13 protein-coding genes and 1 tRNA gene are annotated in these 16138 nt (G+C 48.3%); 5 read left to right on the forward strand and 9 right to left on the reverse strand.

Going from position 1 to position 16138, the window contains the following annotated elements; genetic code table 11:
- Positions 1-13 precede the first annotated feature (13 nt).
- The gene (locus ACUUJN_RS16955; protein ID WP_430180970.1) at positions 14-1297 is read right to left on the reverse strand and encodes an MFS transporter; all 1284 of its coding nucleotides are present in this window, start codon (positions 1295-1297) and stop codon (positions 14-16) included.
- A gap of 187 nt (positions 1298-1484) precedes the next feature.
- On the opposite strand from ACUUJN_RS16955, the gene ACUUJN_RS16960 reads away from it, so the two are divergent.
- The gene (locus ACUUJN_RS16960; protein WP_013310938.1) at positions 1485-2960 is read left to right on the forward strand and encodes an aminotransferase class I/II-fold pyridoxal phosphate-dependent enzyme; all 1476 of its coding nucleotides are present in this window, start codon (positions 1485-1487) and stop codon (positions 2958-2960) included.
- Between the two features lie 106 nt (positions 2961-3066).
- Here the strand turns inward: ACUUJN_RS16960 and ACUUJN_RS16965 are convergent, their stop codons facing one another.
- On the reverse strand, positions 3067-3372 hold the full coding sequence (locus ACUUJN_RS16965) for a DUF1292 domain-containing protein (protein WP_007431055.1): 306 nt from the start codon (positions 3370-3372) through the stop codon (positions 3067-3069).
- Positions 3373-3451: 79 nt separating this feature from the next.
- Positions 3452-4009, reverse strand: coding sequence for a hypothetical protein (locus ACUUJN_RS16970; protein WP_023989343.1), 558 nt, complete (start codon positions 4007-4009; stop codon positions 3452-3454).
- Positions 4010-4210: 201 nt separating this feature from the next.
- On the opposite strand from ACUUJN_RS16970, the gene ACUUJN_RS16975 reads away from it, so the two are divergent.
- Entirely contained in the window at positions 4211-4969 is a 759-nt protein-coding gene (locus ACUUJN_RS16975) for an MBL fold metallo-hydrolase (RefSeq protein WP_023989344.1), read from the forward strand.
- Between the two features lie 122 nt (positions 4970-5091).
- Here ACUUJN_RS16975 and ACUUJN_RS16980 read toward each other — a convergent pair whose 3' ends face one another.
- Complete coding sequence (locus tag ACUUJN_RS16980; protein WP_023989345.1) at positions 5092-5328, reverse strand: DUF3892 domain-containing protein; 237 nt, start codon at positions 5326-5328, stop codon at positions 5092-5094.
- Between the two features lie 90 nt (positions 5329-5418).
- Positions 5419-5862, reverse strand: coding sequence for a GNAT family N-acetyltransferase (locus ACUUJN_RS16985; RefSeq protein ID WP_023989346.1), 444 nt, complete (start codon positions 5860-5862; stop codon positions 5419-5421).
- A gap of 141 nt (positions 5863-6003) precedes the next feature.
- Here ACUUJN_RS16985 and ACUUJN_RS16990 point away from each other — a divergent pair.
- Positions 6004-6075: transfer RNA gene (locus ACUUJN_RS16990), tRNA-Val, on the forward strand.
- A 292-nt stretch (positions 6076-6367) separates the two neighbouring features.
- On the opposite strand, the gene nirD is transcribed toward ACUUJN_RS16990, so the two are convergent.
- Both nirD and nirB (ACUUJN_RS17000) read right to left on the reverse strand, forming a co-directional pair.
- The gene (gene nirD / locus ACUUJN_RS16995; RefSeq protein ID WP_025724005.1) at positions 6368-6697 is read right to left on the reverse strand and encodes a nitrite reductase small subunit NirD; all 330 of its coding nucleotides are present in this window, start codon (positions 6695-6697) and stop codon (positions 6368-6370) included.
- Between the two features lie 12 nt (positions 6698-6709).
- Positions 6710-9142, reverse strand: a complete 2433-nt coding sequence (gene nirB / locus ACUUJN_RS17000; protein WP_484668727.1) for a nitrite reductase large subunit NirB — start codon at positions 9140-9142, stop codon at positions 6710-6712.
- Positions 9143-9588: 446 nt separating this feature from the next.
- On the opposite strand from nirB (ACUUJN_RS17000), the gene ACUUJN_RS17005 reads away from it, so the two are divergent.
- Positions 9589-10191 carry an ANTAR domain-containing response regulator gene (locus tag ACUUJN_RS17005; RefSeq protein WP_023989349.1) on the forward strand — a complete coding sequence of 201 codons (603 nt, stop codon included), beginning with the start codon at positions 9589-9591 and terminating at the stop codon, positions 10189-10191.
- Positions 10192-10210: 19 nt separating this feature from the next.
- A complete protein-coding gene (locus ACUUJN_RS17010; RefSeq protein ID WP_053325728.1) occupies positions 10211-11284 on the forward strand; it encodes an anthranilate phosphoribosyltransferase in 1074 nt (357 codons plus the stop codon).
- Positions 11285-11409: 125 nt separating this feature from the next.
- On the opposite strand, the gene nasC is transcribed toward ACUUJN_RS17010, so the two are convergent.
- The gene (nasC, locus tag ACUUJN_RS17015) at positions 11410-13590 is read right to left on the reverse strand and encodes an assimilatory nitrate reductase catalytic subunit NasC (protein WP_053325729.1); all 2181 of its coding nucleotides are present in this window, start codon (positions 13588-13590) and stop codon (positions 11410-11412) included.
- An 86-nt stretch (positions 13591-13676) separates the two neighbouring features.
- On the reverse strand, positions 13677-15851 hold the full coding sequence (gene nirB, locus ACUUJN_RS17020; protein WP_341057530.1) for a nitrite reductase large subunit NirB: 2175 nt from the start codon (positions 15849-15851) through the stop codon (positions 13677-13679).
- Positions 15852-16138: the final 287 nt, after the last annotated feature.

Raw genomic sequence — 16138 nt, forward strand, 5'->3', positions numbered from 1 at the left:
TTCAAGGTGCTGTTCAGGCCTCCACACTCTTCCTGCGTGGATTACGCGCCAGAGCCAGGTGGCAGCCAAACATGAGCAGCATCACGACCCCACTGATGATAAATGGTGCTGTGTGTCCGGCACGGTCCCATAGCACTCCTGAAACGAGCGGGCCTATAACCATGCCGGAGCCTTGAAGTGTTAAAAAAAAGCCCCATACCGTTGCTCGCTCGCTTTCCGGAATCAGTCGGGCAAGAAATGTGTTCCATGCAGGCAAAATGAGCGCATATCCCAAACCAATAAGCGCTACGGATACAAACACCAGCGGAATAGATCGAACGATTGAAAAGAGAAACAGTGTAATTCCGGCTAGCAAAAAACCAACATGTAGAAAATACTCCGTTCCAAGTCGGTCGACCAACTTGCCGCAAGGGATCAGTGCCAGCACAGTCACCCCACCGCCTGCAATCAGGAGGACGCTGTACAGGTTTGGTGAAATCCCGAGGTCCGTCCGAGCGTATAGCGTCAGTACCGGGCTGATTAAACCGATAACAAAAGACTGCAAAAACAGCGCCGGGTAAATTAACGGATTGACGTTAAGCTTTGTTTTGAGCACGCCAATCGTCTCCTGGATTCCTTTCAGAACTCCCCGCTTCTGCTTTATGTGCCCATCAGACGACACTAGAGCGCTCTGTTCGAGGTCACCTTTGTCAGCAGACCTTTTCGGTCCTGGCAGCATGAGAGCAACCAACAACAATACAACACTGCATCCTATCAAAATCATGAACACCATGCCGTAAGAATGCCCATAGTGGGATATGGCGAAGTTCATAATGAGCGGACCCAATCCCGTTCCGCCCATAGACGCAATTTCCAGTGTGCCCATCGCCGCGCCATTGCTGTTATTAGGCCCGGACATTTCGGTCGTTCCGGTCATAACACAAGGCCAGAGCGGAGAAGTACCCAGACCGAGCAGCAGACACGCGACGACGAGCCACACGGGCTCTGACAGTACGCTCAGCATAATAATAGCTACAAGCGTAAACAACAGTGCGGTCGACATCGTTCCACGGTAACCAAGCCGTTCAGCCATCCAGCCCGCCGGTGCCCGGAACGCATTGTCTCCAAAATATTGAAGTGAAAAGGCTAAACCAATAATCCCGGCTGACAAACCAAGCGTTTCTCCCATATATACCGGAAGGATGGATACCAGAAGAGATCCTTTCATAAATTCGACTAGAAATACCAAAACCCACAATTTGCTAAAAAAAGGAGTCCACAGCCGCTGCGGAGCTTCTTTTCGTCCTTTTTGCCACATCTAATCCACATCCTCCACCTTCGTTTTTTGGCTATAAAGACCGGGTTCTCCGCCTACTCCACTCTTTCGCAAATAAATGCGCCCTCAATCGCTTGCATTCCTACTTCAAACTGCTATACTCAATTTTGTTCTATTATCACTTGCACAGGATTGTCGAAATCCTGCACGAAAGGTTGTGACAACACTAATGAATCAAAGCAACACCCCGCTTTTTACTGCTTTGAAGAAGCACGCTCAGAGCAACCCGGTTCAATTTCACATCCCAGGTCATAAAAAGGGAGTCGGAGCAGATCCGGAATTTCGCGAATTTATGGGGGATAATGCCTTTTCCATAGATATGATCAACATCGCTCCATTGGACGATCTGCATCAACCAACAGGTGTCATCGAAGAAGCCCAAAAGCTTGCAGCAGATGCCTTCGGAGCAGATTATACTTACTACAGTGTACAGGGGACAAGCGGAGCCATCATCACCATGATTATGTCCATTTGCTTGCCAGGTGATAAAATTATTGTACCCAGAAACGTACACAAATCTATAATGTCTGCCATTATCTTTGCTGGTGCAAAACCAGTATTCATTTCTCCAGTCAGTGATGAAAATCTCGGTATTCACCACGGGGTTACAACCAAGTCCGTACGCCGGGCATTGGAACGCCACCCTGACGCCAAGGGCGTCCTTGTTATCAACCCGACATATTACGGTGTGTGCGCCGACTTAAAAGAAATTGTAGATCTCGCTCACAGCTATAATGTGCCGGTCCTGGTCGATGAGGCTCACGGGGTACTGATTCATTTTCATCCTGATCTACCGATGTCCGCCATGGAGGCGGGAGCAGACATGTCAGCTACAAGTGTCCACAAGCTGGGCGGTTCCTTGACACAAAGCTCGATCTTGAATGTAAATACGAAAAACGGATACGTTAACCCACAACGTGTACAAACGATTTTCAGTATGCTGACAACGACATCCACTTCGTATCTCCTGTTGGCTTCCTTGGACACATCCCGACGCAACCTGGCACTTAACGGTCATGAAATAGCACAACGCGCCCTTGATTTGGCTGAATATTGCCGCTCAGAGGTTAACAAGATTGAAGGACTATATTGCTTTGGTAGTGAAATTCTCGGCACGGAAGCTACCTACGATTATGATCCAACCAAAATTACGGTTCATATCCGCCATTTAGGTCTTACCGGATACGATGTGGAAAATTGGCTGAGAGATCACTACAATATCGAGGTTGAGCTTAGCGATATGTACAATATTCTCTGTTTGGTGACCCCTGGTGATACCAAAGAGGAAATTGAAATTTTGTTGAAAGCTCTGCGTGAGCTGGCTTCTCTGCACTATTCCACAGGTCAGGAGCATGAGCTGGTTGTAAAGATACCGGATATCCCTCAGCTCTCCCTCATTCCAAGAGACGCTTTTTATGGAGATACGGAAATCGTGCCTTTCAAGGAATCTGCTGGCCGCATTATTGCAGAATTCATTTATGTGTATCCACCTGGTATTCCGATCTTACTGCCAGGAGAAGTTATTTCGCAGGACAATATTGATTATATTGTTGATCATGTAGAAGTAGGCCTGCCTGTTAAAGGACCTGAGGACCGAACAGTACATCAGGTGAAGGTTATCGTCGAGACTGACGCTATTTCATAATATTGAACTGTCAACACATGCTTACAAAATATGTTGATAGCCAACAAAAAAAGCCCCCATTTGGGGGCTTTTTTCTTGAAGAGCTATGCAGCTGCTACATCCAATTCTATTCGTATTGGGCAACAAGCTCGCTATATGCGGCTTCTACACGTTTCCACTCATCTTCGTCCTCAATATTGTAAAGCACCATTTCTTCGTTTTCTTCTTCCATACGAAGAATAATGCCATCCGCTTCGGGATTGCCTCGCTCAAGCAGAAGAGCATAAACGTGATCTTCTACGTCAAAGGTCTCTACAAGCACCATTTCTACATCTTTACCATTTTCATCAGTTAGCGTAAGAACCATTTCTTCATGTTCGTGGTCATGATCGTGGTTGCAGGCTTCACCGTGTTCATGTTTGTGATCACTCATGGAAATACCTACCTTCAAATTGTTTTATTTTCCCCCGTATCGTAACATGATCAAGGGTGCAGGTCAATTTGTGGTATGCCTAATTTATCGCTGTAATGACTTTTTCGGACACCAGGGTATAGCTGCCGTCTTTGCTCTCTTTAATGTAGAAACCAACCCGGTAATTCCCTGCTGTTTTGAAATCATACGTAAAGTCGTTCGTACGGAACCAGAAGTTATCCTTTTGCGCTCCTTTGATATCTTGAGACTGAATATCCTTCACGTTGCCTGAAGGGTCGGTGATCGCTACCTTCACTCCGGAGATATCTGTTTTCAAGGTATCAATTTGACTGAATACATTAAATTTCACTTTATTGCCTTTATTCACGTTACCAAACACCGTATCTCCCTTGAACAGGAACATATGCACGTTAGGCTGGTCGAAAACAACTTTTCCACCGGATGGATCAAAATTTACAAGTCCGTTAAAATCACGGATGGGCACATAGGTTTTCCCATCAATGACAACTGCGCCATCTTTTGACACTTCTCCATTAATAATCAACTGCACTTGGTCCTTGGCGGATTCCGCCGAAATGGCGGTCCCTCCCATTATTGAAAAGGCCATCACTAGGGCCATCACTTTTCTCCATTTCATCACTACTAATCCCTCCATCGTTATCTGTTTAAAACCTTCTGTCGTACATTTATACCTAGCTCAGCCGCACAAGTTGCGCTGTGTTTCACAAATTGTCCAAAGTTTTTACATAAGGAGCCAAATCTTTAGTTCCAGCAGCATAGGTGATAAAATACGACTGTAGAATGTCCTAGTACACAAAGTCCGGAGGGATAATCCATAATGAGCCTAACGATACAAATGCTTGGCACAGGCAGTGCCTTTGCCAAGCATTATTACAACAACAACGCGCTGCTGGACAGCGGAGAAGGCAAACTGCTGATCGATTGCGGTACAACCGCTTCTTTAGCATTACACCAAATGGGCGTCCCTTTGCCTGATATTGGCGCAATTTTAATCACACATATTCACGCAGATCATGTCGGAGGTTTGGAGGAATTCGGTTTTCAAATGAACATTCTCCATCGTCGCAAGCCTCTACTTTATATCGCCGAACCACTAATCCACCCTTTGTGGGAACATACGCTCAAGGGCGGAATGTCACAGCAAGGTATGATTGACAAGCTTGAAGATGTATTCGAGGTAAACGTAATAACGCCTGGTGTACCCACTACATTAGTATCGGGTATCCAGGTGGAGCTAATCCCTACAAGGCATATTCCGGGTAAAAACAGTTATTCCATATTCATTAATGACCGCCTTTTTTATAGTGCAGATATGGTTTTTGACCCTGATTTGCTTCATCATCTGGTGCATGAACGAGGATGTCGGAGTATTCTGCACGAGGTTCAATTACAAGGCGCTGGAGAAGTCCATACGACGTTGGACGAGCTGCTAAGCTTGGCGCCATCTCTTCAAGAGCGGATTCATCTGATGCACTATAGTGATGATATGGAACAATTCAGGGAGAAAGCAGGAGTCATGTCCTTTCTGGAGCAGCAACGAGTATATCAACTTACAGAGTTGGAACGTGCAGAGTAGCATGCTAAATACAGTTTGAACAATTAACAAAAAGCCGCCTGGCTTTCCTACAAAGGATAGCCAGGCGGCTTGCTGTTCTTGAATATAATGATGAACTTGTATTCTAATGTTGCGAGTTAAGGTCAGAACAATGGCAGTTGATCCAGGTTATTAGATGGATCTCCATCGGCATCTCCCCGAATTCGTTTGCTTCCATCCTTGGCCTTGAAAACGTTAACGCCTGCAATTGAGCCTGCTTCAATCTCGTTCAATGCTTGGTTATAATCTAAAACCCGACCGGTAGATGTCTGAAAAGACGTAAGGTCGCCATCCCCGTCTTTACGTACTGCTGTAATTTGCTCTCGTTCTGTATCAGCCATACTGTATCGCTCCTTATCCATAGTATTATAGTGGAGGAACTTTTACTAGCATGCACATTGTACAGATTTGTATGCACCTTACGCTGTCGACTACAACTTTTTGCGCATACGTACATGCGGTATTCCCGCATCGTCAAAAGGTTCATCGGAGATCGTCTCATAACCGAGCTTTTCGTAAAACCTCTCGGCTTGGCATTGGGCATCTAGCAGCGAGTATCTTAACCCCAATTCACGTGCACGTTCCTCCAGTGCTAGCAGTAATACACGTCCATAGCCTGCCGCACGATGCTCCTTGAGAACGGCAATACGTTGCATTTTAGCTGTATCTTCCTCATAGTATGTCAATCGACCAGTGGCCACCATTTCACCATGTTCACAAATTAGCAAATGATGGGCCGTATCTCCCAGCTTGTCATAATGGTCAATTTCTAAATCAAGAGGAACCTTTTGCTCCTCGACAAACACTTTGGTACGGATCGATATTGCCTCCTGTAGCTGTTCCTCTGTTGTTACACTTATAATTTCTGCGGCCATCATCTGTTCCCCCTATCATTAATTCCAAATTGCAAACTCGCTAAATTCGAATTATATATATAAATGGTCATGAAGTACAGGCTGACTTCTATTTTTTCACTTTACATATATGGTTAATACATGATATTATCTAGTAACCGCAGGACGGTAGCTCAGCGGGAGAGCATTATCTTGACAGGGTAAGGGTCATGGGTTCGATCCCCATCCGTCCTATTCGTCAAAAGCCTTGATTCTCAAGGCTTTTTTTATTTGTCTAGAGATAAAGCGAGTTATCCTGAGAAAAGAAGATAGGTCATTGACTAAGATTTAGTCAATAACCTATTTTTTAATTAAAATCATACTTATAAGATAAAAAAGCCGCCCGGAAAAATAGGGTCGACTTTTCTGTATACTCAGATCATTTGTACTTTAACAGCACCACTTCTTCAACAAAGCCTTTCACCTTGATCCTTCTATTATATAGAAGAAAAAAAGCAGAACCATCAGCACAATACGTATAGAACTCTTAGATTACGATATAAACCGCCCCGCTCTCACTATCAATCTCCGTGGGGTAAGCAGTCACACATCCAGTATCCGGCTCTTGCACCCGGCCAGTGGAAAGGTCAACTTTCCAGTCATGGAGCGGACAATGGACCGCTGAGCCACATATCATTCCTTCGGATAACCGGCCCCCTTTGTGCGGACAACGATTCTCAAGCGCATGCACGCTGCCATCGCTCAGACGGAATACAGCTATCTCTGTATTATGAATGCGAACTGTCCTTGCTCCACGTCGGTCAATTTCGTTCAGATCAGCTATTCTGACTCTGTTGGTTGTCGTATTGGTCTCCATTTTGTCAGCCCCCTATTCCGTTACTGCCTTAAGTTCCGGCAACTGTACAAAATTTTTGCGCAGCTCTTCGTTGTGAATAATTTCGTGCCACGGATCAGTCGTCGTGCTTAACGTCTCTTCAATTCTGGTCACCAGTTGTTTCCTCGTCTCTGCATTCGCGAGTGCCTGTTTGACGGATTCAACTCCGACCCGTTCCACCCAATGGGCTGTGCGTTCGTTCCAATTGGCCTGCTCGCGATAATACTGCAGATAGGCACCGGTCCATTCCATTACTTCATCCTCGGTTTTAACGGTACAAAGCAGTTCAGCTGCCCGAACCTTAATACCGCCGTTACCTCCAACGTAGATCCCCCAGCCACCGTCAATAGCAACGACGCCTAAATCCTTTATCGTCGCTTCAGCGCAGTTACGCGGGCAACCAGATACAGCCAGTTTGACTTTGGATGGCGCATTCAGCCGTTCAAATGCCTTTTCCAACCGAATGCCCATACCCATAGCATCCTGAGTGCCAAAGCGGCAAAAGGTGTTACCTACGCACGTCTTAACCGTTCGCAGCGTCTTTCCATAGGCATATCCAGACGGCATATCCAACTCGGCCCAGATCCCCGGCAAATCCTCCTTTTTCACACCAAGCAGGTCAAGACGTTGGCCACCCGTAAATTTAACCAGAGGCACATTGTATTTTTCTGCGACAGCAGCAATTTTCTTCAGGTCGGCAGGTGAAGTAACTCCTCCATAAATGCGGGGCACGACAGAATAGGTGCCATCTTTCTGTATATTGGCATGGTACCGTTCATTCGTGAATCTGGATTCCTTCTCATCCTCATAATCCATCGGCCATACCATACCTAGATAATAATTGAGGGCCGGACGACATTTCGTGCAACCTTCCGGTTCGTTCCATCCCAGCACATTCATCACTTCTTTAACGCTCTTCAATCCCATCTCTCGAATGCCATCAATGATCGCTTCCCGGTCAAGCGTCGTACAACTACAAATCCCCTCTTTCAGCGTTTCTCCGGCTTCTGCACCTGCGTATAGCTGTAAGAGTCCCTCCACTAATGGCTTGCAGCCGCCACATGATGCCGATGCCTTCGTACATGCCTTAATCTCCCCGACACTCCGGCAGCCAGCCGCAACCGCCTCTCCAATGTCACCCTTGGATACACCATTACATCCGCATACAATTTCGTCATCAGGCATCTGCTCCAGCATCATGGCGCCACTAGCTTCAGGTTGACCGGGATTGAAGCCAAGTAATAACTCTTTCTCTCGGCCAACCACCGACTCGCCACTTTTGATCAAAGAAAACAGCATGGCTCCGTCAGACGTATCCCCAAACAGAACGGCTCCGATCAGTTTTTCGTCCTTGATCACGATTTTTTTGTAGACGCCGCCAATATCATCCTGATACCGCAGGGAACGTGTTCCCGGTTCATCCTTGTAATGCCCTGCTGAAAACACGTCGACACCCGATACCTTCAACCTTGTAGAAGTGACGGAACCACTGTAGCCGGGAGTCTCCATTCCCGCGAGCCGCTGAGCCAGCACACCACCCTGCTCATATAATGGAGCTACCAGTCCGTAAGTGATTCCCTGGTGTTCTGCACATTCGCCAACGGCGTATATGCCAGGGACATTCGTTTCCATGTAATCATTTACGATGATGCCACGGTTTACAGGAATTCCCGCCGACACCGCCAGTTCAATGTCTGGTCTGATGCCTACCGCCATAACGATCAAGTCTGCTTCCAGCTCACTGCCATCGGCAAATTTCAATCCTTCCACGCGACGACGGCCCGTAATAGCCGCCGTTCGCTTATTGACCAGAAAAGTCATTCCCTGCTCCTCCAGCTCGCGCCGGAGCATAAGGGAAGCAGCCTCATCCAGCTGCCGATCCATAATATATCCGTTAATATGAATAACTGTGACGTCCATCCCCAAGTTAAGCAGCCCCCTAGCTGCCTCTAGCCCAAGCAATCCGCCGCCGATAACAGCTGCTTTTTTGTGCGTATTTGCCGTCTCCATCATCGTTTCACAGTCACGAATATCCCGAAAACCGATAACACCCTCCTTGTCGGCCCCTGGAAGCGGCAGAATAAAGGCTTTAGAACCTGTTGCCAACAACAACAAATCATAAGAGATGCATACGCCGGAGCGTGACGTCACCTGCTGCTTTTCCGTGTCGATGGCTGTGACAGGATCATCGGTATACAATCGAATATTGTTGTCTTCATACCAACTCCAGTCGTTGATGACAATATCCTGCAAACCAGCTCCTCCCGCCAGAACGGAGGACAGCATGATCCGGTTATAGTTTGGATGGGGCTCGGCCCCGAATACCGTAATCTCATAGCTACCTGGTGCAAGCTTCAGCAAATGTTCGAGAGTGCGTATCCCTGCCATTCCGTTGCCGATCAACACTAACTTTTGAATATCGTTCATCAGGTCACTCCCCTTCCATTTGTATCCTCAAAACATAAAAAGCCTGCTTCACATATGGGGATTCAAAATATCCCTCCACATGAGAAAACAGGCTCCATTGCCGTTTCATCGAATACGCCGTTGTATCCATCAGAGTATGGAATTAAAAAGTATTGTAGTTAATATATAATGCTTCAAATGATATGTCAACATTCCTTACGCATTAACTTATAAAAAATTATATTTTATCACCATGTAACATATCCATGACGTATAAAATATCACTCCCCTACAAAATTAGGATTGATTTTCAGTCCAAAACACGCCAAAATGGTTTAAAAGTCCGTTTTAGCTTGATGATGATGAAAAAAATAAGCAGGCAGACAAAATCTTATGTCATATTTGTTATCAATGATTACTATCCCCATCGCTAACTACCCTTCATGTTACAGAGAGGAGGAGCCCGCTTGCGTTCCTTGTTGGTAATTCACTTACATTCTGACTATGTATCTGAGCAGACACACGCCGTTTCCTCATGGCAGGCAGGACCTGAGCACCTTTTAGAGTCCAACGGATACCTAACCCTGCCCTGCCGCAATGAATCTGAAATCAAACAGCTAATTCTTAATGCAGACGCGGCGGTACTAAACATACCTGTCGGCACTATCAGCATATGGAGTGGCAGGCTGGAGCAAGCCAAAGCGATCCCATTGCTCTGGTGGTGCAGCGCAGAATCAGCGCTATCATCGACAGAGGCCTGTGAAGCTGATGTCACTGTCGATGGCATTCTAACCCCTTCTATGGCAGCCCATGAGCTGAATTGGGCTCTTCATTTTAGCGCCAAACGCTTTTTTGAACGCCAGCACTGGCAAAGTGAACGCAAGCAACTGACCGCTCGGCTGGAAGAACGCAAATGGATTGATATGGCGAAAGGAATACTTGGGGAAGTAAACGGTATCCCGGAAGCGGAAGCATATGATGTGCTACGCAAAAAAGCAATGAACGAACGCAAACGTATCGTTGATGTGGCCATCTCCATCGTCAAAGCACAGCAAATGCTAAAAGCATAAATCTGAAAGGGGCCCGAACATGAATATCATTGAAATATTAAAAGAAGTTGGTCGCGGCAAAAGGGGCGCCCGGGATCTGAATTACGCCGAAGCCGAAGCTGCTGCCGAACTTATTATGACCCAGTCAGCAACCCCTGCTCAAATCGGAGCTTTCTTTGCCGCGGAGCGCATTAAAATGGAGAGTGTTGCCGAGTTGGAAGCATTCGTAAACATCTGCCGTAAATATACCCATCGCTTTCCGATGCAGGAAGGGATTGATTTCGCCGGTCCGTACGATGGCAGGAAGTCTTCATTTATCGCCACCTTCGCAACGGCCTTTCTACTCGCCTCATGCGGAATTCCTGTAACGATGCATGGCAGTGCACCTCTCCCTCCCAAATGGGGTGTTACGCTCCCGCTTTTACTGCAGGAAATGGGGGTTACGTCCCAGAACATGACACGTGAAACCGCCATTCATGCCGCGAAGCTGACTGGTGTACTGTTCGTAGCCTCCGAACAGTGGTGCGCGCCCCTGCGAGATATGCGGACCATTCGCGAAGAGCTGGGGCTTCGCACAGTGCTGAATACTGCCGAGAAACTGGTTGATTACGGTTCTTCCCCGTATATTGTATTCGGCGTTTTCCACAATACTGTGTTCGAGAAGACGGCGAAACTCATGCAAAATCTGAATTACCACAGGGCTCTGATCGTCCAGGGGAGCGAAGGATCGGAGGATCTGTTCATCGATCGGCCGACCCGGACTTACCTGCTTGCTAACGGCGAGGTATCACTACAGGTTATCGATCCAGAAATGTACGGGCTGGATTCGGTGGTACCAGAGCATAACTGGACCCCCGCTGAACAACTGCGCATTACGGAGGAAGTGCTGCAAGGCACAGCTTCTATAGCCTTTTCGAATCAGGTGTTACTCAACAGTGCGGTCCGACTGTTCGTTGCAGGGCGAGTCGACTCCATAGAGGAAGGTTTGTATACTTGCAAACCGCTGTTAGAAAACGGGGACGCCTGGGGTTTGTATTGTCACTGGCGGGAAGCTATGCTCAGAAAAGAAATAAAAACGGGAGCAAGCAGATCCGAAACCCGATTGCATTTATAATTATTGGCGTCACGCAGTCTAGTGATTATGGGCCCAAACTGTCCAAGTCAAATAGGCCAGCCCCTCACTCATACAAAGGGGGCTGGCCTTTTATGCAAAGAAAAAGTCACTTACTCAGTCCTGCTCTAGAACTCAGACCATTCCCCATTATCTGCACTTGTTGCAACTGCAGCCAGATGAAGGGGACGAATGCGCACAGCAGCCGTTTTGAAGCCAGGCATCCGGCAGAACGGATCGAGATCGGGTCGAGTCGCCCGATTTACATTTTGTATCCCACTCCAATGCATGGGGACGAAGAGCGTGTCTTCGCGGATATGTGGTTTGATCCGGCTGCGGACAGTGAAGCTACCGCGCTGTGATGCTATTTCTACCCACTCCCCGTCCCTGATATGCCAGCGTCGCGCTGTCCGCGGATGAATTTCCACATAATTTTCAATCTCTCGCGCGGCCAGCGACGGACTTCTGCGCGTTTGTGCACCAGTCAAATAGTGAGCCAGCACGCGGCCGTTCGTCAAAATAAGCGGGTACTCCTCTGATATCTCCTCTCCTGCTCCACAGCTTTCAACCACCGTAAAAATAGCCTTTTGATCGGAATGGGCAAAGGTTTCCCGAAACATCGTATCCATACCGGCTCTGTCCGTAGACGGGCATGGCCAATATACTCCTTCTTCACGACGCAGCCTGTCATATGTGATCCCATAATAATCGGCAGGACCGCCCCGGCTGGCAAGCCGCAGTTCTTCAAAGATATGCTCAGCATCCCTGTAAGAGAAATAGCTGCTCTTGTTTAGCTTTGCAGCTACCTGACACAAAATATTCCAGTCATCTCTAGCCTCGCCTGGTGCGGACCTCGCAGCTTCCCGTAGCAGAACGCGGCCCTCCAGATTGGTCATCGTCCCCGTATTCTCCAAATAAGACGTCACAGGCAAAACAACGTCGGCCATCCGCGCGGTTTCAGTGAGAAACATATCCGCCACAACCAGCAGATTCAGCTTTTTGAGGGCTTCCTCCACCAGCCGGACATTCGGGTTAGATACAACAGGATTAGAGCCCATCACGAACAAAGCTTGGATTTCTCTCTGATGGACAAGCTCCATCATTTCATAGGCGGACACTCCCTTACCCGGTAAACTGCTTGGTTTTACTCCCCACACGGACGCCACATAGGCTCGATCTTCTTCATCCTCAATCGATCTGTAACCAGGAAGCTGGTCAGCCTTTTGGCCGTGCTCTCGCCCCCCTTGCCCGTTTCCCTGACCTGTAATAGCTCCATAACCGCACCCTTCCCTTCCAATCTTGCCAGTGGCCAGCACCAGATTAAGAAATGCACGCACCGCCATATGTCCATCTGTCTGCTGTTCAACACCCCTGGCCGTAAAAACGATGCCGGTCTCCACACTGCCAAAGGCATGTGCTGCCTGCCGGATCATTTCTACTTCAATTCCACACAGCGCAGCTGATTCGTTCAGATCCACACCCTTCAAATGAGTCAACAGCTGATCATAGCCGTTGGTCCGCTTGCGGATAAACTCTTCATTCGCAAATCCTTCGTCCATGATGACCTTTAGCATGGCATTGGCCAGTACAGCATCCATACCTGGCTTGATTTGCAGGTGCAGATCGGCGGCCGCCGCCGTTGGCGTCACGCGCGGGTCAATTACAATGACAAACGCGCCGTTTTCCTTCGCCTGATGAAAATAAGGCATTAAGGTCGGCTGGCATTCAGCGATATTCGTGCCTGCAAGCACAATACAACGAGCCAACGGAATATCAGCCAGTCTGCAGGTCAGTCCGCGATCAACGCCAAACACTTTACTGCCAGCGGATGCCGCTGCCGACATGCAGAAGCGCCCGTTATAATCGATATATCGCGTACCTACAGCTACTCTTGCAAATTTACCGAGTAAATAAGCCGTTTCATTGGAGAGTGAACCTCCACCGTAAATTCCGATTGCATCGGGACCCTGTGTGGACAGTAGCGTAGAGAAACTGCTAGCTATAGTATCCAACGCCTCCTCCCACTTGACGGGAACAAGTTTGCCCTCTTTGCGTATGAGGGGCTGTACCAGCCTTTCCGCATGAGTCGCATGCTGATGCGCATTCATTCCCTTGATGCACAGCCTACCCTGCGAGGCTGCATTAGCCTTCCCTTCCGCCTTATACACTGTACGGATGATACCCGCAAGTGTCTCCGTACCCGCACTAACGGTCATCTTACATTGCACGCTGCAAAACGGGCACTGCGTATCCATTACTGACGATACATGTAGCCCAGCTTCCGGTTTGCCTTCTCCTGACTGACACATCAAAGTCACCTCCCCTTCGCCATTTTTCGGAATTTTATTGTCTGCACACGATAGAATATCGCCACAACTGAACTCAACCCATCACATCATCCTGTCAGCATTGTGGTCCGCAGGCTACCCGCCAGTCCACTTCGAAGAGCAGCGTCAAGCACACTTTCCCGTAATGCCAGAACGCCAGTCCTTTCAATCCACTCCCACATTTTCTCCCCATACCGGGCACTATGTCGGTATATTTGCAAGCAGGCTACAGCCATCAGGACCGCTTCTGCCGGGTCTTCCTCCAATCCAAGCAGCTGCCCCTGGCGAACTGGATGCTCTGCATGGCCACCGGCATAAACCTCCCAGCCTACTGGAGATCGGGATATTCCAATATCGTGGACAAGTACACCTGCCGGATACGCCGATCCAGGACAAATAGCAACTGTAACCAACGCGGGCAATGCGAGACTTCCCCATAAAGTTACCAACCGCTCTCTGAGCCAGGCTACTTCTACAAATGCCTGATCCATCAGGTCCGACTCAACAAAAGCCCGATTCTCGGCATTTAGGTTCGTAACGCGCAGATCCGCAGAGGGCGCTTCTCCTCCGTACTGCGGTGTGACCTGAACCACAACACCAGCACCTAATGGATTTGTCGCAGATCTGTCGCGCAACCCAAGGGATTCCAAATAATAAAGTACAGCCGGCCGACACAATTCACACCCCTGCTGTCTAGTCCAACCGAGACGGGACACTACTTCATCTGGAGTCTGACAGGCTGCGTCCACCATAGCTGTTTTAAGCGAATCATGATCGTAATGCGTACATCCACACACAGGGACTACTTCTTGGGCGGTCGGAGTAACTACAGGTCCGGAAACTGTCGATTGGGACAAACTATTTTTGACCAGTGCAGCCACCAGCGGCCGACAGCCCCCACAGGAACCGGATGCTTTGGTCCGGCTCTTCACCTCTTCCACCGTCTTCAGCTTATCCGTAGTGATCGCTCGCAAAATAGCCCCCTTACTCACGCCGTTGCACGCACATACCGTTTCCTCTTCCGGCAGTGCGGCTGCCGCATCCTCCGCTTTGCTTCCGCCGTTATCCCGGGATGTTAGCTCTGTAGCGGGTGCGCCGCGCTGTACCATTCCGAGCAGCGAGGTGCTTTCCGCCGTATCTCCGAACAAAATGGCGCCAGTGACAGCACCGCCGTGCATCATCACTTTTTTATAAACCTTCAGCATCCCGTTATATTCCATGACTGCTGTCTCGTTTCCCTCATCACGAATGTCTCCTGCGGAAAACACATGGATTCCCGCTACCTTGAGCTGCGCATACGGAACCGTCCCTTCATAGGGAGCCGTTTCACGACCACAAATAACTTTTGCCAGCACTTTGCCCTGCTCATATAGCGGCGCCACTAGCCCGTATGAAATCCCGCGGTGCTCAGCACATTCGCCGACGGCATAAATACCAGGAATACTCGTGCGCATATAATCATCCACGACAATGGCACGGTTTACGGTCAGACCGCTGTCCTGAGCTAATTCGATATTCGGTCGGATACCAACCGCCAGCACAACCAAATCCGTTTCCAACCTGTCCCCGTCCGCAAACATCAATCCTTGCGCCCTGTTTCGGCCTATGATGTTGACCGTTTCCTTCGCCAAATGAAACCTCATGCCCTGTTGCTCCAGCTTTCGCTGCAGAAGCACAGCCGCCGTCCGGTCAAGCTGACGGTTCATAAGACACTGCGCATTATGAACAACCTCAGTTTCCATCCCTAGATTCAGTAGGCCTTGAGCGGCTTCAAGTCCTAACAGCCCCCCTCCGATAACCGTGGCCTTGCGGTATGTTTTGGCATATCTCGCCATGGTTTCACAATCATTCACATCACGAAAAGCGATTACTCCCTGTTTTCGAGCTCCGGGAATGGGCGGCATGAAAGGCAATGAGCCCGTTGCCAATATGAGCATGTCATAAGGTTCTTTCATACCGGATTCCGTTTCCACCATCCCGGCTGCAACATCAATACGACAGACGCGTTCACCCGCGTACAACTTTACCCCGTTCTCTTCATACCAGTCCCAGTCATGGGTAACGATATGTTTAAATGAGCTCTCCTCCTGAAGCATTTTGGACAGGAGCACTCGGTTGTACCCGGGACGGGGCTCTGCACCAAATATCGTGATTTGGAACCGCTCTGGCTCCAAAACGAGTATTTCCTCCACACATTTGATGCCTGCCATACCGTTGCCGACGACGACCAGTTTTTTCATCATATTAAACCAGCCCCATTCTCCGAATAAAATAAGACAGAAAAAGCCCTTCTCCATTCAATGGAAAAGGGCACCGTTGCCGTAAATGTCGGCACATCGTTGTGCCGATATGTATCTAAGATTACTGAATTGTGAATGTCATGTCAATATTTAATACATGAATGCTATATTTTTCGTCTTATATTTAATTTTTTTGCGATTTTGTGTTACGTATATTGACATAAAACAGATCCTTTTTTATAATTTGATTAAAATCACTCCAACGTGATCATACCAAGTCGACTCACAAT

Source organism: Paenibacillus sp. LRG-1 (genome assembly GCF_057220305.1).

Excerpts from the sequence above, each read along its gene's own strand:
- ACUUJN_RS16955 (WP_430180970.1), bottom strand. The coding sequence starts at position 1,297 with ATGTGGCAAAAAGGACGAAAAGAAGCTCCGCAGCGGCTGTGGACTCCT.
- ACUUJN_RS16960 (WP_013310938.1), top strand. The coding sequence starts at position 1,485 with ATGAATCAAAGCAACACCCCGCTTTTTACTGCTTTGAAGAAGCACGCT.
- ACUUJN_RS16965 (WP_007431055.1), bottom strand. The coding sequence starts at position 3,372 with ATGAGTGATCACAAACATGAACACGGTGAAGCCTGCAACCACGATCAT.
- ACUUJN_RS16970 (WP_023989343.1), bottom strand. The coding sequence starts at position 4,009 with ATGAAATGGAGAAAAGTGATGGCCCTAGTGATGGCCTTTTCAATAATG.
- ACUUJN_RS16975 (WP_023989344.1), top strand. The coding sequence starts at position 4,211 with ATGAGCCTAACGATACAAATGCTTGGCACAGGCAGTGCCTTTGCCAAG.
- ACUUJN_RS16980 (WP_023989345.1), bottom strand. The coding sequence starts at position 5,328 with ATGGCTGATACAGAACGAGAGCAAATTACAGCAGTACGTAAAGACGGG.
- ACUUJN_RS16985 (WP_023989346.1), bottom strand. The coding sequence starts at position 5,862 with ATGGCCGCAGAAATTATAAGTGTAACAACAGAGGAACAGCTACAGGAG.
- nirD (WP_025724005.1), bottom strand. The coding sequence starts at position 6,697 with ATGGAGACCAATACGACAACCAACAGAGTCAGAATAGCTGATCTGAAC.
- nirB (WP_484668727.1), bottom strand. The coding sequence starts at position 9,142 with ATGAACGATATTCAAAAGTTAGTGTTGATCGGCAACGGAATGGCAGGG.
- ACUUJN_RS17010 (WP_053325728.1), top strand. The coding sequence starts at position 10,211 with ATGAATATCATTGAAATATTAAAAGAAGTTGGTCGCGGCAAAAGGGGC.
- nasC (WP_053325729.1), bottom strand. The coding sequence starts at position 13,590 with ATGTGTCAGTCAGGAGAAGGCAAACCGGAAGCTGGGCTACATGTATCG.
- nirB (WP_341057530.1), bottom strand. The coding sequence starts at position 15,851 with ATGATGAAAAAACTGGTCGTCGTCGGCAACGGTATGGCAGGCATCAAA.